We start from the raw sequence: 22,222 nt of genomic DNA on the forward strand, positions 1-22,222 counted from the left end.
TTTTCTTCCGATCCTACGGCAATAATCCCTCATAGCGACCGCGCGGCCTGATGCTGCCGCCGCTCATTGCCTGTTCGACCATGTGGGCAGCCCAGCCGACGCTGCGTCCAAGCGCGAACAACTGGAACGGCGCATCGCGCGGCAGGCCGAGGCTGCGCGTCAGAACGGCCAGGGCAAAGTCGACGTTCGGGCGGGCGCCGGTCGCGGCGATGGCGGCGATTTCCAGCGATCGCAATGTTTCGTCGGCGTTGTCGATGGCCGCCAAAAGCGCCGTGGCGCGGGGATCGCCTTCGGGATAGAGCGGATGGCCGAACCCCGGCAGTGGTCGATCATGGCCGAGCCAGCGCCGGATCGCGGCATCGGCGTTGTGCCGCCCCGCATCCTCCGCCAGCTGCATCACCGCTTCGCTGGCGCCACCGTGCCGCGGGCCGGACAGGGTTGCCAGGCCCGCCAGCAGGCTGGCGGCGGGCGAGGCTCCGGTCGAGGCCGCGACGCGCGCGGCGAAGGTCGATGCGTTGAGTTCGTGATCGGCGAGCAGCACAAGGGCGCGCCGGATCGCCTGCGCACCGCCTTCATCCACCGACCAGCCTCGCGCCAGTCGCATGTGCACCGGATCGGATCCCGCGGAGGCGCCAAGAGCGCCTGCCAGCACGCCGATCGCGCGCGCGGCGTCGGCGCACAGCGAGGCGGCGCCGCGTCCAAGTGAAGGCCGCCCCTGGCCGGCGAGCATGGCAAGTTGCATGAAGGCTGGGGCTCGGCCGAGTTGTTGGGATGTATCCGAGGCCGGGGCCTCGAAACTCACCGGCTCAGGCAGGGCCCACAGCAAGGCGGCGGTCTCTTCGAGCGTGGCATGTTCGGACAGCGCGACGGCGTCGCGGCCCCGATAGACGAGGTGGCCGTGCGAAACGGTCGAGATCGAGGTGACGATCGACGGTTCGCCCCAGGCGATGGCGCTTTCGGCGATGGCCGACGGGCTGCGTCCGCGCGCTCTTCGCGTCGCCAGGGCCGCGATATCGTCGGCGCGATACTGGCTGCGGCGTGGATCGGCGCTGTCCGGGCGCATGCCGATGCGTCCGCGACTGACATAGGCGTAGAGCGTCTGCGGCCGCACCCGAAGTCTTTCCAGCGCCTCTTCCCGTGACAGCCATTCGGACATCGTGATCTCTGATATTGATTCTATTGATCAAGATTGATGCTTGTCTTCCCCACCCTTATCTCCCATCCGCAAAAGCTTCAAGGAGACAGCCATGGCGAATGGGCTTGACGATGTGGTGGCGGCCGAAACCGTTCTTTCGGACGTGGATGGCCTGGGCGGCCGCCTGACGATCCGCGGTCACTCCCTGCCGGAACTGGCCGGACGATGGACCTATCCGCAGGTCACCCGCCTGCTGCTGGACGGGTTCTTCGACGACCTTCCCGGAGACGCGGAACTGGCCGCGAGACTGGGCCAGGCGCGGGTCGAGGTGTTCGACCGCCTCCTGCCTTCGCTGCCTTTGCTGGCACCGCTCGATGTCTACAGTGCCATGCGCGCCGGCATGGCGTTGCTGCCGGACGGCGAGACGCTGGCGGACGCGCTTCGGCTGATCGCGGCGCCCGCCGTGCTGACGCCGGCCCTCTTGCGGCCGCAGCGCGGCGAGCAGCCGGTCGCGCCGGATGGGAAGGCCGATCATGCTGCCGATATGCTGAGAATGCTCGACGGTTTCGTGCCGACGCCGGCCCTGGCAAAAGCGCTCGACACCTATCTGGTGACCGTCTGCGACCACGGTCTCAATGCTTCGACCTTCGCCACGCGCGTCGTCGCCTCGACGCAGGCCGGGCTGACATCGTCGGTGCTGGCTGGCCTCGGCGCGCTCAAGGGGCCGCTGCATGGCGGCGCGCCGGGCCCTGTCATCGAGATGCTCGACGCCATCCAGGCGCATGGCGACGCCGCCGGCTGGCTACGCGGCGAGATCGCGCGTGGCGAACGCATCATGGGCTTCGGCCACCGCATCTACCGCGTGCGCGATCCGCGCGCCGATGTGCTGAAGACGGTTGTGCGCCAGCTCGGAGGCGAGGGCGAAACCGGCCGCCGGCTGGCCTTCGCGGAGAAAGTCGAGCAGGCTGCGCTCGAGGCGCTTCGCATCGCCAAGCCGCAGCGCTCGCTGCAGACCAATGTCGAGTTCTACACCGCGCTCGTGCTCGAAGCGGCGGGGTTTCCGCCGGAGGCCTTCAGCAATGTCTTTGCCGCCGGGCGCGTCGCCGGCTGGGTTGCGCATGCCCGCGAGCAGCAGACGACGGGGCGGCTGATCCGGCCGCAGTCGCGCTATGTCGGACCGATGCCGCACCTCGTCGCCTGAGCATCAAATCTGTTTGGAAGATACACGGCGCCCTCCGCCACAAGGCGGAGGGCGTTTCCGCATGATCGAAATTTCATGCGATCACGCGACCGTGCTCGTGTCCTTGCCTTGGTGTGTCCTTATATGCTGCACTGCAACATAGGTCTGCCGTGACGCTGACGTCCCGATTTCCGGGCGCGCAATAAGTCAGGCACTGGGATGGGCAGGAACGCCATGACAAAGAACGGCAAGGCGGAGGAAGTGAAGAAGATCAACATCGCGCTTCAGGGCGGCGGTTCGCACGGGGCTTTTTCCTGGGGCGTGCTCGACCGGCTTCTGGAGGATGGCCGGCTGGAGATCGCAGCGGTGTCCGGCACAAGCGCGGGCGCGATGAACGCGGTGGCGCTGGCCGACGGCTTCGTTCGCGGTGGCGTCGAAGGCGCCCGCAAGAAGCTCGACGACTTCTGGCGTGCGGTGGCGGCGAAGGGCCGGTTCAGCCCGGTGCAGCGCATGCCGTGGGACGTCGCCTGGGGCAATTGGTCGATCGAGAACACGCCGGGTTATGTCTTCTTCGACACCATGTCGCGCGTGTTCTCTCCCTATGTCGCCAACCCGCTCGGCCTCAATCCCTTGCGCGACGTGGTCGCGCAGGAGATCGATTTCGACAATGTACGCGCCTGCAAGTCGATGGAACTGTTCATCTCCGCCACCAATGTCGAGACAGGGCAGTTGCGGGTGTTTTCCGATGGCGAGATCGACCTCGACACAGTGATGGCCTCGGCCTGCCTGCCGCAACTGTTCCGTGCCGTCGAGATCAAGGGCGAGCCCTATTGGGACGGTGGTTATGGCGGCAATCCGGCGCTCTATCCGTTCTTCAAGACGGCTGCCACCGAGGATGTGCTTTTGGTGCAGATCAATCCGGTCGTGCGCGAGGGAACGCCCAAAAGCGCCAACGAGATCCAGAACCGCATTGACGAGATCACCTTCAATGCCGGGCTGCTGCGCGAATTCCGCTCGATCGCCTTTGTCAAGGAACTGATCGCCGCCGGCCGCCTGCCGCGGGGCGAGTACCGGGACATCCGCATGCACCGCATCGACGCCGACGAGGCTTTCAAGGACCTGTCGGCATCTTCCAAGGTCAATGCCGAATGGGCATTCCTGGCCTATCTGCGCGATCTTGGCCGTACCGCCGCCAGCGACTGGCTGGAGGAGAACTATGATGCCGTGGGCAAGCGGCCGACGCTCGACCTCTCCGGCGAACTCGACGACGGCTTCAAGCCGGTGCGGGGTCCGGCGCCTGGCCGACGGGTGAAGGAATTTCTGGCGGCGCGCAAGAACCCCGAAGCGGAGCGCCGCCGGGCCTGAGCCCGCATCCGTCACACGGGCGTGACCCGCCTCGCGGCGCCGGCAAGTTCCTTCCGGCGCCAGCAACAACCATCGCGTGTGAAGCGCGCATCATCATGCTGACGCCTGCTGCCAGTGTCGTGCGGGCGCCGGTGTTCGCTGCCATCCCTCGGCCGCATCCGGAACGGTGACTGGCGGGCGAGGAATACTGTCACGAACAGCACCAGCAGGCGGTTTGTTCGAGGCTATGTCACGTCTCAAGGCCAGACGGCGGAACGCCATGGAGCAGACGCATCGAGGCGATCCGCCCCGCTTTCGGAACATCTGTCTTGGTCAAGGAAGGGCAATCCGGACCTGAGTTGGGCGATCCGTTCTTTAAGCAATTCCAATGCATTACCTGAAATGCCGCGCGCCGGAATCATCCGTCAGGCCGAGGCCATCAGCATGGTCGACATCCGCGCCGGGGTGGCGATCGCTCGGCGCCGGCGTCGTGTTTGCGAGAGCACAAGCGGCCCTGCGGCGCCGGATCCCAACAGCCGATCATGGGCCGCTGGCGAGCCGCGCCAAAGCCGCTCCGCATCTGTGCAAAAAACGTTTCGCGACGGTCACACTCTGCCCGGCTTCGCAATGCTGCTGCAACTTTCCGACTATATTGCGTTGCAAACTTGATGTAGAAGCGCGCTTCGCCGATCACGGCAATTTGAACACGGCCTGGCGCGCACCCATATCGGCGACGCGCTCCTCGAGGAGGACGCAGTCCCGGCCAAACCCCGCAGTGGAAAAACGACGATGCCGAAAATCAGGTTTCACAAGCTTGCTGCCATTGTTGTGCTCATCGGTTTCGCCGCCTGGATGGTGACGGGAGAATTTTCGTCCGTTGGCAGTGCCGCCGCCGACGCCCAGAAAGCGGGAGAGGCCGATAAGGCCAAGACGCCGGAGGCCGGCAAGCCGAACACGGCGCAAGCCGAGCCGAAGGCCGCGCCGCGCACCGTCGCGGTGGTGACGCCGCCGCGCAAGACCTATGCGCGCGCTATCCGCATTTCGGGGCTGACCGAGGCCGACAAGCGCGCGGTGCTGGCAACGCGCGTCGCCGGCATCATCGACAAACTGCCGGTCAGCCAAGGCCAGCACGTCAAGGCGGGTGACCTGGTGCTGATGCTGGCGGCCGAAGAGAAAATCTCGAATGTCGACAACGCCAAGCAATTGCTGGCGCAACGCAAGGCCGAGCTCGACGCCGCCGAACGGCTGGCCAAGACCGGCAATCTGCCGAAGCTGCAGCTCGATACGGCGCGCTCGAATTTGACCTCGGCGCAATCGATGCTGGAGACCGCGCAGGCCGAACTCGACCGCAACGAGGTCAAGGCGCCGTTCGACGGCGTCATTGACAGGGTGCCGGTGGAACTCGGCAGCTCGGTCATGCAAGGCGGCGAGGTGGCGACCATCCTCAAGCTCGATCCGGTGATCGCCCGCGGCGAAATCAGCGAACGCGACCTGCGCTATATTAAGATCGGCGAAGAGGCCAATGTGCGCCTGGTCAACGACCAGAAGGTCACCGGCACCGTGCGGTATATCAGCCGCGACGCCTCCTCCCAGACCCGCACCTTCCGTGTCGAAGTGGCGATCCCCAATGCGGATGGCAGCATCCCCGCCGGCATGACGGCCGAGATTACGCTCAGCGCCGAACCGACCGACGCGGTTCTGCTGCCGCGTTCGGTGGTGACGCTGGGCGACAAGGGCGATCTCGGCATTCGCGCCGTCGGCGGCGACGACAAGGTGGCCTTCTACCCGATCGACCTGGTGGACGACACGCCGAACGGCCTCGTGCTCGGCGGAATTCCGAAAGATGCGCGCATTATCGTCGCCGGCCAGGAACTGGTGAAGGAAGGCGACATCGTCAAGCCCGTCGAGGCCGACCAGGCGACCATCAACAAGCTGATCGGCGAAGCCACCGCCGGTACGCAGTAGCGCAAGGCTCGGCGCCGTAACCTCAGGCGCTACCCGCCAGTTCGCCGCTTCCCAAGAAACAGCAGGCATCAAGTCATGGATATCGTCAGACTCGCAATCCACAACGCCCGCCTCACAATATCCGCCCTGCTGTTCCTGCTGGCGGCGGGCTGGGTCGCCTATCAGTCGACGCCCAAGGAAGCGGAACCCGACGTTCCGATCCCGATGATGTATATCAGCCTGATCTACCAGGGCATTTCGCCGGAGGATTCGGAACGCCTTCTGTTGCGGCCGATGGAAAGCAAGCTGAAGAGCCTGAAGGGCCTCAAGGAGATGCGCTCGGCCGCCTTCCAGGGCGGCGGCTACGTGCTGGTCGAGTTCCAGCCGCAGACCAATCTGGCCACGGCGCTCCAGGACACGCGCAGCAAGGTGCAGGACGCCAAGGCCGACCTGCCGCAGGCGGCCGAGGAACCGACGGTCAACGAGGTCAACGTCTCCGAGTTTCCGGTCCTCGTCGTCACTCTGTCGGGCGACGTGCCGGAGCGCGTGCTGACGGCGGCTGCGCGCGAACTGCGCGATCGCATCGAAGAGGTGCCGGGCGTGCTGGAAGGCTCGCTGCAGGGCGCGCGCGACGATCTGGTCGAAGTGGTTATCGATCCGGTGAAGCTGTCCTCCTACGGGCTGCAGCTCGACCAGGTGATGCAAGGCGTCGGCGCCTCCAACAGCCTGGTCGCGGCCGGCAATCTCGAAGGCTCGGAAGGCAAATACGCGGTCAAGGTACCGTCGCTGATCGAGACGCCCGAGGACGTCGCCAACCTGCCGGTCGTCGCTACACCCAACGCCGTGGTGCAGGCCAAGGACATCGCCACCATACGCTCGACCTTCAAGGACGCCGAGACGGTCACTCGCCTCGACGGCAAGCCGGCCATCGCCATCGAGGTGAAGAAGCGCATCGGCGCCAACCTGATCGACACGCTGAACCATATCAGGGAGGTGTCGGACACCTTCATCAAGACGATGCCCGAGGGCATGCATGTCACCTACACGCAGGACAAGTCGGTCTTCGTCAACCAGCTCTTGGGTGACCTTCAGAACCACGTCATGATCGCCGTGATCCTGGTGTTCATCGTCATACTCTACGCGCTGTCGGGCCGCGCCTCGCTGCTCATCGGGCTGGCCATTCCATCGTCCTTCCTGATCGGCATATTGCTGCTTGCCATGATGGGCTACACGATCAACATGATCGTGCTGTTCAGCCTCATCCTGGCGGTCGGCATGCTGGTCGACGACGCCATCATCGTCACCGAGTTCGCCGAGCGACGCATGAGCGAAGGCATGCCGAAGGCGGATGCCTTCGCGCTCGCCGCCAAGCGCATGGCCGGCCCGGTCATCGCGGCGACGATGACGCGCATCGCCGCTTTCTCGCCGCTCCTGTTCTGGCCAGGCATCATCGGCGACTTCATGAAATACATGCCGATCACGCTGATCGTCACGCTGTCGGCCTCGATGCTCTATGCGCTGGTGTTCGCGCCGACGTTGGGCGCGATCTTCGCCAAGGCGCCGAAGCATCACGAGGACGACAATCGCGACGGCTGGTACATGGCCATCGTCAAGCAGGCGGTGCGCTTCCCGATCACCGTCCTGGTGCTCACCGTGGCGCTGCTGTTCGGCGTCGGCTACGCCTATTCGAAATACGGCGCCGGCGTCGAGTTCTTCCCCAGCGTCGAGCCGGACTACGGCCTGCTCTACGTGCATGCGCGCGGCAATCTTTCGCTGGCCGAGATGGATGCCGCCACCAGGACGGCGGAGAACAGGCTGCTCGGCTGGCCGGGCGTGAAATCGGTCTATACCCGTGTCGGCAAGACCCAGGGCGGCGGCCAGGACATTCCCGAGGACGTCGTCGGCGTGATCCAGTACGAATTCGTCGACTGGCGCGAGCGCAAATCCGCCAACCAGATACTCAGCGATCTTCGCGGCGTCATGGCCGGCATTCCCGGCGTCGATGTCGAGGTGCGCGTGCCGGAGGCAGGCCCGCCGACCGGCAAGCCGATCCAGATCAGGCTTTCGGCCGCCGATCCCAAGGGGCTCGACGACAAGGCGCGCGCGGTGGCGGCGCGGATCGCCAAGGTGCCCAACGTCATCGACATTTCGGACGGCCTGCCGCCGCCCGGCGTCGACTGGGCGCTCGAGGTCGACCGCGCCAAGGCCGCCCAATACGGCATCAGCCCGACCTCGGTCGGCACCGTGGTGCAACTGGTGACCAACGGCTTGAAGCTGTCGGAATACCGCCCGGCGGGCGCCGACGATGCCGTCGACATCCGGCTGCGCCTTCCGGAAGACCGGCGCACGCTGTCGACGCTCGACGAACTCAGGGTGCAGACCTCGCAAGGGTCGGTGCCGATCTCGAACTTCGTCGTGCGCAAGCCCGAGCCGACGGTCGGCATCCTCAACCGCATCGACGGCGCGCGCACCGTGGTGGTGCAGGCCAACGTCGCCGCCGGAGCGCAGGTCGCCGCAGTACAGGAGCAGGTGACCAAGGCGGTCTCGGACATGGATCTCGGCAGCGGCATACGCTGGAAGCTCGCCGGCTCCAACGAGGACAGTGCGGAAGCGAGCGCCTTCCTCAGCAAGGCCTTCGGCGCGGCGATCTTCCTGATCTTCCTGGTGCTGCTGGCGCAGTTCAACAAGTTCACCAGCGTCTGGCTGGTGCTGTCCTGCGTGGTCATGGCGACGATCGGCGTGTTCCTGGGCCTGCTTCTGACAGGCGAGGCGTTCGGCATCGTCATGTCGGGCATCGGCGTCATCGCGCTGGCCGGCGTGGTGGTCAACAACAACATCGTGCTGATCGACACCTATGACCGGCTGCGCGAGGAGGGCTGGGACAAGATGGAAGCGGTGCTGCAGACCTGCCGCGAGCGTGCCCGCCCTGTGGTGCTGACGGCGGTTTCGGCTATCCTCGGCGTGTTGCCGATCGCCTTCGGCCTCGGCCTCGAGATCTTCCATCATGAGACGACGATCAATGCGCCTTCGACGCAGTGGTGGATTTCGCTGTCCTCGGCGATCGTGTTCGGCCTGTCCTTCGCCACCGTGCTGACGCTGGTGGTGACGCCGTCGATGCTGATGGTGTTCACCCGCGCCAAGGTCAAGCCCGGCGCGCGGCGAGGGTGGTTCAGCCGGCTGCTGCGACGCGGCAAGGGAGAGATATCGCCGCAGGAACCAACGGCCGATGGCGACGCCGAGCCGGCAATCGCCTTCCCGAAGGCCGCGGAATAGAGCGGTTTCGCAAGCCCGACCAAAAGGCCGCCCGGGAACTACCGGGCGGCCTTTTGCATTGTTCCCTCGGATTCAACCAGACGGCGAGGGCTCTAAAATGACGATCAGCACCATTCTCATCATCATCCTGATCCTGATCCTGATCGGCGCGGTGCCGGCATGGCCGCATTCGCGCTCCTGGGGCTATGGGCCGTCGGGCATCGTCGGCGTCGTCCTCGTCGTGGTGCTTATCCTGCTTCTGATGGGCCGGATCTGACCGGCAACGATTTGCAGCCGAGACCGCCGTTCTCATCTTTTCGGTACGCTCGGCAATCACGCTGCTTGGTGCCAGGCCGGCGCGACGGCGACGCCGATATCCTGCAAGGCTTCATGCACCGCCTGGTCCAGAGGGGTGTGCGGGATTTCACCGATGATCTCGTGCAGTCGCGCCGAGGCCAGCCGGTGCGCCTCGAAGCGCAGGTAGGACATCGAGACGATCTCGCGCCACATCGCCACGAACGGGCTGCCGGCGCGCAGCACCCACCAGGGCATGAAGCTTAGTTTAAGCTTGCGTCCGAGCGCCCTTTCGGCGGCCATCTTGATCTCGACGTCGGTGACGGCATGGCCCGGAAAATTCAGCGCCTCGTAAGAGCCGAGCTTGTCGAGATTGCGCGCCAGCGCGACGAAACCGACTGCGAAATCCGGCAGATAGGCCCATTCATGCACCAGATCGGCCGGGCCGGGCGCAGTGTAGATGCCCTTGCTCATCTTGGCGGCGACGACGAGGTCGAACCAGGAGCCGTTGCCGGTGCCGCCGAAGAAATCGCCGGCGCGCAGAATGATCGTGCGCACCCGACCGGCCTCGGCTTCACGGCGGAACAGCTCCTCCATGGCGCAGCGGATCCGCCCTTTCTCGGTTGTCGGATGGAACGGCGTGTCTTCCGTGATCACCGCCGGCATCGGCGAGCCATAATTGTAGACGGTGCCGGGGAAGAGATGCAGCGTGCCGTTGGCCCGGCAGGCGGCCATGACATTCTCGGCCATCGGCAGGCACTTGCCCCAGTCGGTATAGATCGGGTTCAGGCCGTTGAAAATGATGTCGACGCCCTGCGTGGCGCGGATCAGAGACTCGCCATCCAGCGCATCGCCGGCGACGGCCGTCGCGCCTGCAAGCTCAGCCGGCACCTTGCCGGTGCGGGTGATGGCGCGGACATCATAGCCCGCATCGATGAAAGCCTTGGCGACCACGCGGCCGAGCCGGCCGTTGGCGCCGAGGATTGCAATCTTGGTCATTCTTCGTCTCCTGTTTGCTTTGAAGCGAGGGGACAAGCCCGCCGCCTTGGGGATATCTCGACGTCTGTTCAGCGGTTGCCGAAGAGGTCGCGGTTGCTGCCCTGGACGACTGGCTTCCGGACGATCGCATCCGACTTCTCGATAGATGTGGTGATCGTCTTGTCGGTGCTGGCGACAGGCTTCTGGCTGGCATTGTTCGAGCCGAACTTGTCGCTGCTTGCGAAAGCGGCGTGGGTGGCGATGAGGAGGGCAGCGGCGGTGAGTGCAATCTTGGTCATTTGGGTTACTCCTGATTGGCTTGTGGCAGTGCGTATCGGTGTCTGCAGGCCGAATATGATTTCCTCATCAATGAATTGAAATTGACCATGCGTGCAATTTTGATATTCATTTTTGAATGGCAGATATCGACTGGAACCTGATCAAGAGCTTCGTCACGGTCGCTGAGACCGGCAGCCTGTCGGCCGCGGCGAGAAAGCTATCGGCAAGTCAGCCGACGCTTGGCCGTCACATCTCGGAACTGGAACAGGCGCTCGGCGTCATCCTGTTCCGGCGCGGGCGAAGCGGCTACGCGATGACTGAAGCCGGGGCCACTCTGTTCGAGCGCGGCAAGGCGGTGAGCGAGCAGGCGAGCGCTTTTTCACTCCTGGCGCTGGGTTCGGTCGAAGCGATCGAAGGCACGGTGCGCATCGCAGCCAGCGAGGTGGTGGCGGCCTATGTGCTGCCGGACATGATGGCGCGGCTCGGCATCGAGGAGCCCGGCATCGAGGTCGAGATCGTCGCTTCCAACCAGGTCGAGAACCTGCTGCGCCGGGATGCCGACATCGCCATCCGCATGGTCAAGCCGGCACAGAACGAGTTGGTGGCGCGCAAGGTCTGCGATATCGCGCTCTGCGCCTGTGCTGCCCTAGCCTATCTCGACCGGTGCGGCCGCCCGCGCCAACCGGCCGACCTGCTCGACCACGCGCTGATCGGCTTCGACCGGAGCGACGAGATGATCCGAGGCTTTACGCATTTCGGCATACCGGTCACCCGGAACAGTTTTCGCTTTCGGGCCGACAACCAGATCGTGCTTTGGGAGGCGGTGCGGGCGGGAAACGGCATCGGCCTGGGCCAGGAGCCGCTGGCCGAGCGGGACCCCCTGGTGGAGAAGGTGCTGCCGGCCCTGCCGCTGCCCAGCTTGCCGGTGTGGCTGGCCATGCATCGCGACGTGCGCACCAGCGTGCGCATCCGACGCGTGGCGGATTTCCTTCACGAGGAACTGAAATGCTATTCGGCCGGCGCCGCGTCGGGAGCGAATTCGGCACGGTGAGCCAATCCGGCCATCAGCAGGACGACGATCAGCAGGCCCGACATGGCGATGAAGATCGGGCCGAAGCTGGAATGCTCGGCGACAAAGCCGATCGCGGAGGGCGCCACGAGGATGCCGGAATAGCCCATCGTGGTGACCACGCTCATGCCGGTGCCCGACGACATGCCTTCCTGGTTGCCGCCGGCCGAAAAGATGATCGGCACCATATTGGCAATGCCGAAGCCGCACAGCGCGAAGGCCGAGATGGCAAGCCAGGGTGAGGGCGACAGGCCTGCGATCAGCATGCCAGCGGCAGCGACGATCGCCGAACCACGCAACGTCGTCACGGCACCGAAACGATTGCGCACACCATCGCCGAAGAAACGCATGATCGCCATGACGCCGGAAAAGGCGGCGTAGGCGAGGCCGGCAATGGCGAGATCGGCGCCAAGTTCCTGCCTGAGATAAAGCGCTGCCCAGTCGAGCACGGCGCCTTCGGAGACCATCGTCAGCAGCGCCATCAGGCCGACGAAGTAGACCAGCGGGTTTGCCGGCAAGGTGAATTTATGATGCTCGGCAGCCTGCGGCCTGCCCTCGGCGACGATATAGGGCACCGCCGCCGCGATCGCCGCGAAGGCAAGTACCGTCACCACCGCGGCATGGGCGAGGTGGCCGTAATTCTGGATAGCAAAGCCGCCAAGGGCACCGCCGGCGAAACCGCCGAGGCTCCAGAAGCCATGCGAGGAGGACATGATCGCGCGCGACAGCCGCCGCTCGACCACCACCGCATTGGCGTTCATGGCGACATCCATGCCGCCGATGGAGCCGCCAAAGATGAACATGGCGACGGCAGCCAGCGGCACGTTGGGCGCCAGCGCCACGACCAGCAGGCCGAGGCTACCGCAGAGGCCAAACCAGCGCAGCACGGTGCGCGAGCCGTGTCTCGAGATCAGGTGCCCGCACCAGGTCATGGCGGTGACAGCGCCGGCGCCGAACAGCAGGATCAAAAGCCCCAGAGTGAACTTGGAAATGTCGAGCCGGGTCAGGAACACCGGGATCTGCGGCGCCCAGCTGCCGGTCAGGAAGCCATTGGCGAGGAAGATGGCCGCCACGGCCCATCGCCCGCGAATGGCGGTCTGCATTGCATTCGACGCGTTCATAGGCGAATCCGGTCAGAAAATGGCTTTGCACGGCAAATTAGATCGATTCAATTTTCAGTCAAGCGCTCGCTCGGGAAGCATTTGGGCCAAACCGAACGCTTAAGGTAATCGAGGACGTGAGAGACCACCTAGTGGTCTCGGGGTCGCCTGGCTTCGAATTCAGCCTTCTTGGCGTCGGAGGCTTCGGTCTGGTGCAGCGCCTGCCATTGCGCGTAAGGCATGCCGTAGACGATCTCGCGCGACTGGTCCTTGCTCAGATCGACGCCTTCGGCTTCCGCAGCCTCGCGATACCAGTTCGACAGGCAGTTGCGGCAGAAGCCGGCGAGGTTCATCAAATCGATGTTCTGCACGTCGCCGCGCTCACGCAGATGCGCCACCAGCCTGCGAAAGGCGGCGGCCTCGAAGTCGCGTTTCTGTTCGTCGCTGAGTTCGGTCATCGAAACTTCCTCATAACGGCCCGGTGCGGGAGCCGAACATCTTCACTTGGTGTATATCGGGACGGCGATCGATCGCGTCAACGATCGGCGCCAGACGCTCAGCCCACGAAAGCGCATCCCCGCCGGTCGCGATCAGGTCCTGGCGGATTTCGATCAGCGCGTGGGCGTAGCCGTTGACGATGGCGTGCCTGAACATGGTGTCGCCCCGCAGCGCGCCGTCATAGGGCTCGTTGTCGCCGACAATGAGGTTTTTGTCAGCGGCCAGCATGTCGATCAGCGGCCGCGCCACGCGGTCGTCGCGGTCCCACAGTACGCCGACATGCCACGGCCGCTGCCTGCCCTGCATGACCGGCGTGAAGGAATGCACGGAGAAGATGAATGGTGCCTTGCCGGAAGCCTGCGCGACCGAGGCGATCATGGCGCCGACGGCGTCGTGATAGGGCCGGTAGAAGCGATCAAGCCGCCTTTCGCGCTCTTCCGGGGTGAGGGGATAGTTGCCCGTCACGACGGTGCCGTCATAGAGCTGGCGGATCAGCGTCGGATCATCCTCGCCGCGATTGGGATCGATCAGCAGCCGCGAAAAATTGGCGAGTACCGCTGGCACGTCGAGCACGGCAGCGAGTTCGCGCGTCACCGCCTCGACGCCGATGTCATAGGCGATGTGGCGGTCGAACGCGGCCGCCGGCAGGCCAAGGCTGCCATAGTCTTCAGGCAGGTCGCGTCGGGCATGGTCGGCAAGCAGCACCACGCCCCGCTTGCGATCGCCCTCGACGACATCGAAAGGCGCGAAAACTGTGGATCGGGTCATTGGCGGGAAATGGTCTGTTCGCTGGCTTCCGGGGAGGATGCTATCGTCTTTCCACGAAGAAGACGCGGGCGCAATGCCGTTGTTTGGCCAAGGTTTCCGCTGAAATCTGGCAAGGGCGACGGATCGCACGCCGGGAGCCTTCTTAAATCGATTGGAATTGGACAAAACGGCGCGTTGACATGCGCCCGGACTTTTCCGAAAAGGGGCGCAGAGAGATGCTGATGTGGTTCTTGAGGGGTTTCAGGATGAGTTCCGCCGGCGGGCGGCGCGTGCGCTTCGCCTTCGCCATGCCGCTCCTGACGCTCGCCGTGGGCTTGTCCGCGATGGTTGCGGCCTCGCCCGCACGCGCTGATTTCCGCGTCTGCAACGCGACGCAAAACCTGGTCGGCGTCGGCATCGGCTATCGTGCCAAGGCCGGCTGGATCACCGAGGGCTGGTGGCACATCGAAGGATCGAGCTGCAAGACGCTGATCGAAGGGCCGCTGTCATCAAGGTTTTACTATCTTTATGCAGAAGACGCCGAACGCGGCGGACGCTGGGACGGCCCGATCAACATGTGCGTGGCTGAAAAAGAGTTCAAGATCGCCGGCGTCACCGATTGCGTCGCCCGGGGCTTCCAGCGCGCCGGATTCCAGGAATACGACACGGGCGAGCAGGCAAGCTGGATGGTCCAGCTGACCGACGACCCCGCAACGGGAGGCGCACCAGCCGCCCCGGGAACAAACAGTCAATGAGACGCAGCCGCAAGGTCAAGATCCTAGCCACCATCGGTCCGGCCTCCTCTTCCGAGGAAATGCTGAAGAAGCTGTTCGAAGCGGGCGCCGATGTGTTCCGCATCAACATGAGCCACACCGATCACGAGTTGATGCGCACGCTCGTCGGACGCATCCGCGCCGTCGAGGAGACGGTCGGAAGGCCGATCGGCATCCTTGCCGACTTGCAAGGGCCCAAGCTGCGCGTCGGCAAGTTCGCCAACGGCAAGGAGGTGCTGACCGTCGGCCAGACCTTCACGCTCGACGACAATCCCGAGCCCGGCACCGCGGCCAGGGTCTATCTGCCGCATCCCGAAATCCTGAGTTCGGTCGAAGCCGGCCACCGGCTGCTGATCGACGACGGGAAGCTGGAGCTGAAAGCGGTGAAGGCCAACGGCAAGGCGATCGTCTGCACCGTCGTCGCCGGCACGACGATTTCCGACAGAAAGGGCGTCAGCCTGCCCGATACCGACCTGCCGGTCGGCGCGCTGACCGAGAAGGACCGTAGGGATCTCGACGCGGTGCTCGCCACCGGCGTCGACTGGATAGCGCTGTCCTTCGTGCAGCGGCCGGAGGACCTGGCCGAAGCGCGCAAGATCGCACGCGGCCGGGCACTGATCATGGCCAAGATCGAGAAGCCGCAGGCGGTTGCCCGTCTGGCCGAAATCATTGAACTGTCGGACGCGCTGATGGTCGCGCGCGGCGATCTCGGCGTCGAGATGCCGCTGGAAGCCGTGCCCGGCATCCAGAAGCAGATCACGCGCGCCGCGCGCCGCGCCGGCAAGCCGGTGGTAGTCGCCACGCAGATGCTGGAATCGATGATCACCGCGCCCGTACCGACCCGCGCGGAAGTCTCCGACGTTTCGATTGCCGTCTTCGAAGGCGCCGACGCCATCATGCTTTCGGCCGAATCGGCTGCGGGCGCCTATCCGGTGGAAGCGGTGGCGATGATGAACCGCATCGCTACCAAGGTGGAAACCGATCCGACCTATGCCGGCATCATCAACGCCCAGCGTTCCGAGCCTGAAGCAACCGGCGCCGATGCGATCTCGCTGGCGGCCCGCGAAATCGCCGAGACGTTGAAACTGTCGGCGATCATCACCTACACGGCCTCCGGCACCACGGGCCTGCGCGCCGCGCGCGAGCGCCCGCAGGTGCCGATCGTGGCCCTGTCGCCGATCGTCAACACGGCGCGGCGGCTGTCGCTGCTGTGGGGCACGCACTGCGTCGTCTCCCCCGACGCCACCGATCTCGACGACATGGTCGATCGCGCCTGCCGCATCGCGCTTGAAGAGGAATTCGGCAAGCCCGGCGACCGCGTCATCATCACCGCCGGCGTGCCGCTAAGGACGCCGGGTTCGACCAATATGCTGCGCATCGCCTATGTCGGATCGGACTTGGGCACCCGCTAAGCCCCGAGGACCTCAACGCGTCGCGATATTGAGAGCTCTTGCTGCCGCTTCGGCGTGGTCTATGCGCTGAAGAAAGCGGCACGCGCGGGCTATGGGATCTTGCAGATACTGATCCGGTCCCCGCATCTTTCGCCGATTGAGTTCGGCAGTGTCGAGCAGATCGAAATCGACCTTTTCCAGCGTGCAGTGCCAGTCGGCGCTGTGCGAAGCCCATCCCCGTCGGTGGTGTTCCAGAAGCCGTTCGCGGCTGGAATAGCCATGGTAGTCGAACGCGATCACGCCGTTGGTCACATAGACATGGTTTCCAGGATAGTTTCCGCTTGGAACGATCCGCTCGCCGTAGAATCCCTCCAGGGGAGGATAGCCGAGAAAAGTACCCGCGAGAATGTGGCAGGCGCCGTAGCCGAAGAAGATGCGGTCCGGCAGCGCCCAGAATTTCTGGGGATTTTTCTTCATGCCGTGTTTCAGGACATACATGCCGCTGTGGCCCCGCTACCGTTTTTCGACGACCGCTTTCGGAAGACGCACATCAGGTCGGCGCCAACTCCGCTTCGGGTTCCTTGAGGTCGGCGCATTTGCCGGCGCCATGGGCATCGCCGGCGACCCGCGCTTCCACCGCCCTTGCCATCGCCTCCAGATCCACGCTCCTGCCGGCGACCTTCTCGATGGCTCCAACGACCAGATCAGACGCGATCCAGTCCGGCTTGTGGCCGAGATTGCGCACCCAGACGAGTTCGGCGCCGGCAATGTTGCGCTCCAGGCCGACCGAATGGACATGGGCGTAGACGACCTTGTCACGATCGCCCGAGATGATCACTGTCGGCGCCTTTATCTCGGCGTAGCGCGGCGCGGCTCCAAGCGCATGGCGGTGGAGGCTGGCGACATCGCTGGCATTTGCGCGGAAGGCCGATGGCCTCAGCACCAGCGGGATCGCGGCTTTGGCTACATAATTGTCCGGCACTTTGTTGGGCGAGAAGACGCAGGTCGTGGCGGCGGCGATCCGCAGCATTCCTGCCGGATAGCTCAGCGTTTCGGAGAACAGCCGCCCGATCACCGGAATGGTGGTCAGGTCGTAGTACCAGGCGGTTGCGCCGCCTGGCCACGGATGGGTCGCCGGTGCCAGGAACACCAGCCCGAGCGTCTTGTCGGCATGCTCGCGGCCGAAGGCGGCCGTCACCGCGCCACCGAAGGAATGGCCGACGATGATGGCCTCCTTCATGCCGAGATGGTCCATCAGCGCGGCGACGGTGCCGGCCTGCGACCAGGGATCCTCGTTGTTGCCGGGCCCGCGTCCTGACCAGCCGAATCCCGGCCGGTCGAAGAACAGCAATTCGGTGCGCCCTTCGAGCAGCGGCCTGAGCGGCAGCATCTGATCCCTGAGATTGGCGCTGGCGCCGTGGATGAAGACAACAGGCGGCAGGTCGGCCTTGGCGGGGCCAGGAACGTGGACGTAGTGGATGCGCACGCCGTCGATGTCGACGAATTCGCCGACGGCCGGGTTGCGGCGCTCGATCAGCCAGGAGCCGACGCGGGTGATGCCGACAAAGCCAAAGACGAGCGCCAGAAGGAAGGCGAAGACGGCATAGAGCAGGTTCATGCGGGATATACGAGAGGGAGTAGGGGAGTAGGGGAGTAGGGGAGTAGCAAGTATTTCCAGGCGATCTCTCTCCTACTGCCGTACTGCCCTATTCCCCTACTGCCTTAAATATCAAATGCCTTCACCGGCGAGCTCTTCCGAAAGCGTGCCGACCTGGTCCTGGGCGCTGCGCAGCATCGGATAGATGGCAAGGACCTTCTGCCAGGCCTCGAGCGCCGATTGCTTGCGTCCGGTCACGGTCATGATCTGCGCCAGGCCCGACAGCGCGCCGAAATGGCGTGGTTCGAGTTGCAGCGCATGGTCGATGTCGGACATCGACTTGCCGTAGTTCTTCATCATGAAATGCACCGTTGCACGCCGGTTCCAGCCCTCGGCATACGCTGGCTGCAATGTCACCACCTGGTCGAGGAAATCGAGCGCGACGTCGAACTTCTGGTTCTCGATCGCCTTCTGCGACCATTGCATCATCAGGTCGATCGAGGCGCTGCCCGACTGGGACCATTCGTTCCAGATGATGCCGGCGATACGCTCTGCCGCCTTTTCGTTGCGCTCGCGCTTGAGATCGGCAAACAGCTTGTCGAGCCGGGCCTCCCTGGTCATTGCGGGAGGCGGGGCTTCCGGCACCGGCTGGGCATCCGGAGGCGCCGGCTCCGGGGCCGCTTGCACCGCCGCCCGATCATCGGCCCGCGCCGGCAACGAGACGGCGCTGCAAACGAGAAGGATCGTCAGAAATGCAAAAAGAATCCGCATCGCCCGAATCTAGTCCCGGGCGGCGGAACGTCAAACCGATTTTAGCGTGAAAAGCCGGCGGACCGACGATAAACACCAACTGCGGAGGCAAAAAGCCTCGCGACGAAGCTCAGCCCTGGCGCGCCTTGTAGCGCGGGGCGGTCTTGTTGATGATGTAGACGCGGCCCTTGCGGCGAACCAGACGGTTGTCGCGATGACGCGCCTTCAGCGCCTTGAGCGAATTCTTGATCTTCATGGTCTTGCCTGTCGGTGTGGACCCGGTCGGGTCGAAATTTTAAGGCGCGCCAGAAGACGCGCCTTTGAACTGTGGGTGGCTCATAAACGAGGAGCCTTGTCCGTGTCAACCGCAAGCATGCCTCGTAGCGGAGATGAATGCCGGGTGTCGTCAAATATCCGCAACCGGCCCATGGCTCGGCACCGGCTGGTATGATGTGGTGGTCGCCACGTGACTGGGGGAACGACATACGCCGAGTTTTCCTGCCCAGTAGCTCGCGGTGTCGCTGTCGCTGTCAGGCGCGGCGGCTGATCCGGGTGAAATGGCCCATCTTGCGGCCGGGCCGCGCCTCGGCCTTGCCGTAGAGATGCAACATCAGCTCTGGCTCCGCCAGCAATTCTGGAACGCGCATGATATCGTCGCCGATCAGGTTCTCCATCACGCAGTCGGAATGGCGCCGCGGGTCGCCGAGCGGCAGCCCGGCCACGGCGCGGATATGCTGCTCGAACTGCGAAACGGTGCAGGCGGCTTCCGTCCAATGACCTGAATTGTGGACGCGGGGCGCGATCTCGTTGGCCAGCAGCGAGCCGTCGGCCAACACGAAGAACTCGACGCCGATGACGCCGACATAGTCAAGCGCCGACAGGATCTTCACCGCCGCCGTCCGGGCCGCCTCGGCTGTCTGGGGCGCGATCGCAGCCGGCACGGTCGATGTATGGAGAATGCCGCTGCGGTGGACGTTCTCGGCCGGATCGTAAGCGGCGACGACGCCATCGATGCCGCGCGCGGCGATGACGGAGACTTCGCGCTCAAAGGAAACGAAGGCCTCGAGGACCAGCGGCACGTTGCCCATGGCCTCGCAGGTGCCGGCGAAGCCGCCGGCTTCCATGTCGCGGAAGACGCGCTGGCCCTTGCCGTCATAACCCATGCGCCGCGTCTTCAATATGCCGCTGCCGCCAAAGGACTTCAGCGCCGCCGTCAGCTCGTCGTCATTGTCGACTGCGCGGAAATCCGCCGTGGCAATGCCGATGCCGTTGAGAAATGTCTTCTCGGTCACCCGGTCCTGCGCCACATCAAGCGCGCGCGCAGGCGGATAGACCGGCACCTTTGCGGCGAGCGCCTCGGCGGCGGCAACCGGAACGTTCTCGAACTCATAAGTGACGACGGCACTTGCCGCGGCCAGTTCGGCAAGCGCGGCGGGGTCGTCATAGGCGGCCGTGACCTGACGGTTGGCGACCTGCGCCGCGGGGCAATCCGGCTGCGGCTCCAGCACCACGGTGCGGTAGCCGAGGCGAGCGGCCGCCATTGCCAGCATGCGGCCGAGCTGGCCGCCGCCGATGATGCCGATGGTCGATCCGGCGGGCAGGCTCACGGCGCGTCCGTGGGTTCGGCAGCGACCTTGGCGGTCTGGGAGGCGCGCCAGGCATCAAGCCGCCCGGCAAGCTTGTCGTCGTGGAGCGCCAGCACGGCAGCGGCCAGCAGGGCTGCATTGGCCGCACCGGCCTTGCCGATGGCCAGCGTCCCCACCGGAATGCCGGCCGGCATCTGGACGATGGACAGCAGCGAATCCTGTCCCGACAGGGCTTTGGATTCCACCGGCACGCCGAACACCGGCAGCGGTGTCATCGCCGCCGTCATGCCGGGCAGGTGCGCCGCGCCGCCGGCACCGGCGATTATGACCTTGTAGCCGGCGGCCTTGGCGCCCTTGGCGAAGTCGTAGAGTCGGTCGGGGGTGCGGTGCGCCGAGATGATCCGCCTGATATGCGGGATGCCAAGCGCCTCCAGTGTCTCAGCGGCATGGCGCATGGTCGCCCAGTCGGACTGGCTGCCCATGATGATGGCGACGTCGGCGCGTTGATCGTCCAAGCTTCTGCTCCCGGCGACAAAGGCGCGCCTTAGCGGAATTCGGCGGCGGCGGCAAGGATGCAGGGCATTGCCGGTCGTCCGGCCGGGAGATCGGCCTATGCCGCAGCCTTGCGGAAGCGGGCGACGAAATCGTCGAGTTCGGGCCGCTCCATGTCGGAGATCGCCCAGTAGGAGAAGGCGCCGTCGCTCCACTGCACCAGCGAAAAGCCGCCGGAGGACAGATCGTCAGGCTCGCTGACCTTACCGCCCTGCTGCGGTTCGGCGACCAGCGTGATCAGATGTTCGCGGTGGCGGTAGACAAGTGCCGGCACGGGCCGGCCGGCGATTACCTCCACGCGGCCGCCGATCATTGCGTAGCCGTCCTGGGCAAGATCAGGTGCCGGCGGTGACACGCCGATCCGGGCGTCGAGCCAAGGCTTTACCGTATGGCGATCCGACGAGACGATGTCGATCGGGCTGGCGGCAAGCAGGCTGCGGCGATGGCCGCTGGCGACCGCGGCGGCAAGGCCGTCTTCCGCACCGCTGAACATCACCCATTGCGTCGCCCCGCTGGCGAGTACCGCGCTGATCATGATCGACGCGGCCATGGCCCGCCAGTCGAACGAGCCGAAGCGGCGCGCTCGACCTGGCGACAGCCGCGGATCGGCATTTCGCCTCTGCCCTCCCCCGCCTGGGGCAAGCACCCCCGGCAGCGCCGGTGAGCCCTGCTGCGGTTTGACCGTTTCGCCTGCCTCCGGCTGCGCGGTGGCCGCAGCGCCAATGGCCGCGATACGAGCCCGAAAGGCATCGCTGATCTCGGAGTGCGGCGAGCGGCCGATCGCGCCCTGCAAGGCCACGATGCGGGCATGTTCGGCGGCAAGCCGCGGATCGGCGGCGATGCGCCGCTCCACCGCAAGCGCGGCCGCTGCATCAAGTTCGCCGTCGACGAGGGCGTGGATCATCAGCCTGATGCCTTCCGGATCATTGGGCAGTCCGTCGTCATGCATGGTCATGGCGCTCTCCCCAGTTCAGACATAAGCAGGCTCCGCGCGCGGGCCAGCCTGGACATTACCGTGCCCATCGGCACGCCGAGCATGGCCGCTATCTCGCGGTAGCTGAGGCCGTTGATGTCGCGCAGCACAAGCGCCTCGCGGAACGGCTGCGGCAAGGCTGCTATAGCCGCTTCAAGTGCCGCCGTATCCGCCTTGGCGATCAGGCTTGCCTCCGGACCACGTTCGTCCGGCACACTGATGCCGTGTGCCGCCGCCATCTCGTCGAGGTCGCCGAGATCGCCGACAGCCAGCATGCCGCGCGGCCGGTTGCGCGACATCCAGGTATAGGCGGTGTTGCGCACGATGGTCAGCAGCCAGGCGCGGGCATTGCCGCCGGCATAGCCTGATATGCCGGCATGCGCCTTTATGCAGGCGTCCTGCACGACGTCCTCGGCATCGGCGCCATTGCCGGTCAGCCAGCGGGCAAGCGCGAGCGCGTCGCCGAGATGCGGCAGCACCACCTCGTTGAAGCGCTCGGCCCTGGCCTTATCGCTCAAAGCAGAACCATCCGATACTCCGCGAGGAACAGGCCGGGCGCTTTCAGGCAACGCGGGTGATCTCGTCCCGCCCGCCCGGGCGAAACCCGCGGCAACAGGCAGAGCCGCCTGCCGTGGCGAAAGTGAATTCATCTGCGTCACCAGTGTCAAGCGCAAGGGGAAAGCCGTGCATCATGGGAGAAAGGCCGGCTAAGGTCATGCGCTCGAGCATATGGCGGCCGCCGACGCGGCGGCCATGCTCGCTGTCGTTTTCGCAATGACG

23 protein-coding genes are annotated in these 22,222 nt (G+C 65.1%); 9 read left to right on the forward strand and 14 right to left on the reverse strand.

What is annotated here, in order from left to right; all coding sequences use genetic code 11:
- Positions 1 to 13 precede the first annotated feature (13 nt).
- Entirely contained in the window at positions 14 to 1,156 is a 1,143-nt protein-coding gene (locus tag FJ964_RS13845; protein WP_140550881.1) for a citrate synthase, read from the reverse strand.
- Between the two features lie 91 nt (positions 1,157 to 1,247).
- Between FJ964_RS13845 and FJ964_RS13850 the strand changes: the two genes are divergently transcribed.
- The 6 genes from FJ964_RS13850 (at position 1,248) to FJ964_RS13875 (ending at position 9,132) form a co-directional block, all read left to right on the forward strand.
- Positions 1,248 to 2,336, forward strand: coding sequence for a citrate synthase/methylcitrate synthase (locus FJ964_RS13850; RefSeq protein WP_140550882.1), 1,089 nt, complete (start codon positions 1,248 to 1,250; stop codon positions 2,334 to 2,336).
- A 213-nt stretch (positions 2,337 to 2,549) separates the two neighbouring features.
- Entirely contained in the window at positions 2,550 to 3,680 is a 1,131-nt protein-coding gene (locus FJ964_RS13855) for a patatin-like phospholipase family protein (RefSeq protein ID WP_140550883.1), read from the forward strand.
- 381 nt (positions 3,681 to 4,061) lie between these two features.
- Positions 4,062 to 4,328, forward strand: a complete 267-nt coding sequence (locus FJ964_RS13860) for a hypothetical protein (RefSeq protein WP_140550884.1) — start codon at positions 4,062 to 4,064, stop codon at positions 4,326 to 4,328.
- Between the two features lie 120 nt (positions 4,329 to 4,448).
- A complete protein-coding gene (locus tag FJ964_RS13865) occupies positions 4,449 to 5,624 on the forward strand; it encodes an efflux RND transporter periplasmic adaptor subunit (RefSeq protein ID WP_140550885.1) in 1,176 nt (391 codons plus the stop codon).
- A gap of 75 nt (positions 5,625 to 5,699) precedes the next feature.
- Entirely contained in the window at positions 5,700 to 8,876 is a 3,177-nt protein-coding gene (locus FJ964_RS13870; protein WP_140550886.1) for an efflux RND transporter permease subunit, read from the forward strand.
- Between the two features lie 97 nt (positions 8,877 to 8,973).
- Positions 8,974 to 9,132 (forward strand): DUF3309 family protein, encoded by a 159-nt coding sequence (locus tag FJ964_RS13875; protein WP_140493366.1) that lies wholly within the window; start codon positions 8,974 to 8,976, stop codon positions 9,130 to 9,132.
- Between the two features lie 56 nt (positions 9,133 to 9,188).
- On the opposite strand, the gene FJ964_RS13880 is transcribed toward FJ964_RS13875, so the two are convergent.
- Complete coding sequence (locus tag FJ964_RS13880; RefSeq protein WP_140550887.1) at positions 9,189 to 10,148, reverse strand: SDR family oxidoreductase; 960 nt, start codon at positions 10,146 to 10,148, stop codon at positions 9,189 to 9,191.
- Positions 10,149 to 10,216: 68 nt separating this feature from the next.
- Complete coding sequence (locus FJ964_RS13885) at positions 10,217 to 10,426, reverse strand: DUF680 domain-containing protein (RefSeq protein ID WP_140550888.1); 210 nt, start codon at positions 10,424 to 10,426, stop codon at positions 10,217 to 10,219.
- Positions 10,427 to 10,542: 116 nt separating this feature from the next.
- Between FJ964_RS13885 and FJ964_RS13890 the strand changes: the two genes are divergently transcribed.
- A complete protein-coding gene (locus FJ964_RS13890) occupies positions 10,543 to 11,457 on the forward strand; it encodes a LysR family transcriptional regulator (protein ID WP_140550889.1) in 915 nt (304 codons plus the stop codon).
- On the opposite strand, the gene FJ964_RS13895 is transcribed toward FJ964_RS13890, so the two are convergent.
- The 3 genes from FJ964_RS13895 to FJ964_RS13905 all read right to left on the reverse strand — a co-directional run bounded on the left by FJ964_RS13895 (position 11,415) and on the right by FJ964_RS13905 (position 13,841).
- Positions 11,415 to 12,596 (reverse strand): MFS transporter, encoded by a 1,182-nt coding sequence (locus tag FJ964_RS13895; protein WP_140550890.1) that lies wholly within the window; start codon positions 12,594 to 12,596, stop codon positions 11,415 to 11,417. The genes FJ964_RS13890 and FJ964_RS13895 overlap by 43 nt on opposite strands.
- A gap of 128 nt (positions 12,597 to 12,724) precedes the next feature.
- Positions 12,725 to 13,033 (reverse strand): DUF1244 domain-containing protein, encoded by a 309-nt coding sequence (locus tag FJ964_RS13900; RefSeq protein ID WP_140517585.1) that lies wholly within the window; start codon positions 13,031 to 13,033, stop codon positions 12,725 to 12,727.
- A 10-nt stretch (positions 13,034 to 13,043) separates the two neighbouring features.
- The gene (locus FJ964_RS13905; RefSeq protein WP_140550891.1) at positions 13,044 to 13,841 is read right to left on the reverse strand and encodes an N-formylglutamate amidohydrolase; all 798 of its coding nucleotides are present in this window, start codon (positions 13,839 to 13,841) and stop codon (positions 13,044 to 13,046) included.
- A 245-nt stretch (positions 13,842 to 14,086) separates the two neighbouring features.
- Here FJ964_RS13905 and FJ964_RS13910 point away from each other — a divergent pair, with 245 nt between their 5' ends.
- Positions 14,087 to 14,575: a DUF1036 domain-containing protein gene (locus FJ964_RS13910; protein WP_140493388.1), complete on the forward strand. Its 489-nt coding sequence runs from the start codon at positions 14,087 to 14,089 to the stop codon at positions 14,573 to 14,575.
- Entirely contained in the window at positions 14,572 to 16,005 is a 1,434-nt protein-coding gene (gene pyk, locus FJ964_RS13915; RefSeq protein WP_140493391.1) for a pyruvate kinase, read from the forward strand. Before FJ964_RS13910 ends, pyk begins: the two co-directional genes overlap by 4 nt.
- Positions 16,006 to 16,017: 12 nt before the next feature.
- Here the strand turns inward: pyk and FJ964_RS13920 are convergent, their stop codons facing one another.
- The 8 genes from FJ964_RS13920 to FJ964_RS13955 form a co-directional block, all read right to left on the reverse strand.
- Entirely contained in the window at positions 16,018 to 16,482 is a 465-nt protein-coding gene (locus tag FJ964_RS13920; protein WP_140550892.1) for a hypothetical protein, read from the reverse strand.
- A gap of 52 nt (positions 16,483 to 16,534) precedes the next feature.
- Positions 16,535 to 17,602 carry an alpha/beta hydrolase gene (locus FJ964_RS13925; protein WP_140550893.1) on the reverse strand — a complete coding sequence of 356 codons (1,068 nt, stop codon included), beginning with the start codon at positions 17,600 to 17,602 and terminating at the stop codon, positions 16,535 to 16,537.
- 111 nt (positions 17,603 to 17,713) lie between these two features.
- Positions 17,714 to 18,352 carry a hypothetical protein gene (locus FJ964_RS13930; protein ID WP_140550894.1) on the reverse strand — a complete coding sequence of 213 codons (639 nt, stop codon included), beginning with the start codon at positions 18,350 to 18,352 and terminating at the stop codon, positions 17,714 to 17,716.
- Positions 18,353 to 18,461: 109 nt separating this feature from the next.
- On the reverse strand, positions 18,462 to 18,587 hold the full coding sequence (gene ykgO, locus FJ964_RS13935; RefSeq protein WP_125004464.1) for a type B 50S ribosomal protein L36: 126 nt from the start codon (positions 18,585 to 18,587) through the stop codon (positions 18,462 to 18,464).
- Between the two features lie 274 nt (positions 18,588 to 18,861).
- On the reverse strand, positions 18,862 to 19,938 hold the full coding sequence (locus FJ964_RS13940; RefSeq protein WP_140550895.1) for a 5-(carboxyamino)imidazole ribonucleotide synthase: 1,077 nt from the start codon (positions 19,936 to 19,938) through the stop codon (positions 18,862 to 18,864).
- Positions 19,935 to 20,432: a 5-(carboxyamino)imidazole ribonucleotide mutase gene (gene purE, locus FJ964_RS13945; protein ID WP_140550896.1), complete on the reverse strand. Its 498-nt coding sequence runs from the start codon at positions 20,430 to 20,432 to the stop codon at positions 19,935 to 19,937. Before purE ends, FJ964_RS13940 begins: the two co-directional genes overlap by 4 nt.
- 95 nt (positions 20,433 to 20,527) lie before the next feature.
- A complete protein-coding gene (locus FJ964_RS13950; RefSeq protein ID WP_140550897.1) occupies positions 20,528 to 21,424 on the reverse strand; it encodes an anti-sigma factor in 897 nt (298 codons plus the stop codon).
- Positions 21,421 to 21,960 (reverse strand): sigma-70 family RNA polymerase sigma factor, encoded by a 540-nt coding sequence (locus FJ964_RS13955; RefSeq protein WP_140550898.1) that lies wholly within the window; start codon positions 21,958 to 21,960, stop codon positions 21,421 to 21,423. Before FJ964_RS13955 ends, FJ964_RS13950 begins: the two co-directional genes overlap by 4 nt.
- Positions 21,961 to 22,222: the final 262 nt, after the last annotated feature.

The organism is Mesorhizobium sp. B2-3-2 (assembly GCF_006442295.1).
Classification (GTDB): Bacteria; Pseudomonadota; Alphaproteobacteria; order Rhizobiales; family Rhizobiaceae; genus Mesorhizobium.

What these genes read in the sequence shown, in the direction of transcription:
- FJ964_RS13905 (WP_140550891.1), bottom strand. Translation starts at nt 13,841, where the DNA reads ATGACCCGATCCACAGTTTTCGCGCCTTTCGATGTCGTCGAGGGCGAT.
- ykgO (WP_125004464.1), bottom strand. Translation starts at nt 18,587, where the DNA reads ATGAAGATCAAGAATTCGCTCAAGGCGCTGAAGGCGCGTCATCGCGAC.
- FJ964_RS13900 (WP_140517585.1), bottom strand. Translation starts at nt 13,033, where the DNA reads ATGACCGAACTCAGCGACGAACAGAAACGCGACTTCGAGGCCGCCGCC.
- FJ964_RS13925 (WP_140550893.1), bottom strand. Translation starts at nt 17,602, where the DNA reads ATGAACCTGCTCTATGCCGTCTTCGCCTTCCTTCTGGCGCTCGTCTTT.
- FJ964_RS13890 (WP_140550889.1), top strand. Translation starts at nt 10,543, where the DNA reads ATGGCAGATATCGACTGGAACCTGATCAAGAGCTTCGTCACGGTCGCT.
- FJ964_RS13845 (WP_140550881.1), bottom strand. Translation starts at nt 1,156, where the DNA reads ATGTCCGAATGGCTGTCACGGGAAGAGGCGCTGGAAAGACTTCGGGTG.
- FJ964_RS13870 (WP_140550886.1), top strand. Translation starts at nt 5,700, where the DNA reads ATGGATATCGTCAGACTCGCAATCCACAACGCCCGCCTCACAATATCC.
- FJ964_RS13885 (WP_140550888.1), bottom strand. Translation starts at nt 10,426, where the DNA reads ATGACCAAGATTGCACTCACCGCCGCTGCCCTCCTCATCGCCACCCAC.
- FJ964_RS13910 (WP_140493388.1), top strand. Translation starts at nt 14,087, where the DNA reads ATGAGTTCCGCCGGCGGGCGGCGCGTGCGCTTCGCCTTCGCCATGCCG.
- FJ964_RS13860 (WP_140550884.1), top strand. Translation starts at nt 4,062, where the DNA reads ATGCCGCGCGCCGGAATCATCCGTCAGGCCGAGGCCATCAGCATGGTC.
- FJ964_RS13930 (WP_140550894.1), bottom strand. Translation starts at nt 18,352, where the DNA reads ATGCGGATTCTTTTTGCATTTCTGACGATCCTTCTCGTTTGCAGCGCC.
- FJ964_RS13895 (WP_140550890.1), bottom strand. Translation starts at nt 12,596, where the DNA reads ATGAACGCGTCGAATGCAATGCAGACCGCCATTCGCGGGCGATGGGCC.
- FJ964_RS13855 (WP_140550883.1), top strand. Translation starts at nt 2,550, where the DNA reads ATGACAAAGAACGGCAAGGCGGAGGAAGTGAAGAAGATCAACATCGCG.
- FJ964_RS13920 (WP_140550892.1), bottom strand. Translation starts at nt 16,482, where the DNA reads ATGTATGTCCTGAAACACGGCATGAAGAAAAATCCCCAGAAATTCTGG.
- FJ964_RS13875 (WP_140493366.1), top strand. Translation starts at nt 8,974, where the DNA reads ATGACGATCAGCACCATTCTCATCATCATCCTGATCCTGATCCTGATC.
- FJ964_RS13880 (WP_140550887.1), bottom strand. Translation starts at nt 10,148, where the DNA reads ATGACCAAGATTGCAATCCTCGGCGCCAACGGCCGGCTCGGCCGCGTG.
- pyk (WP_140493391.1), top strand. Translation starts at nt 14,572, where the DNA reads ATGAGACGCAGCCGCAAGGTCAAGATCCTAGCCACCATCGGTCCGGCC.
- FJ964_RS13850 (WP_140550882.1), top strand. Translation starts at nt 1,248, where the DNA reads ATGGCGAATGGGCTTGACGATGTGGTGGCGGCCGAAACCGTTCTTTCG.
- FJ964_RS13950 (WP_140550897.1), bottom strand. Translation starts at nt 21,424, where the DNA reads ATGACCATGCATGACGACGGACTGCCCAATGATCCGGAAGGCATCAGG.
- FJ964_RS13865 (WP_140550885.1), top strand. Translation starts at nt 4,449, where the DNA reads ATGCCGAAAATCAGGTTTCACAAGCTTGCTGCCATTGTTGTGCTCATC.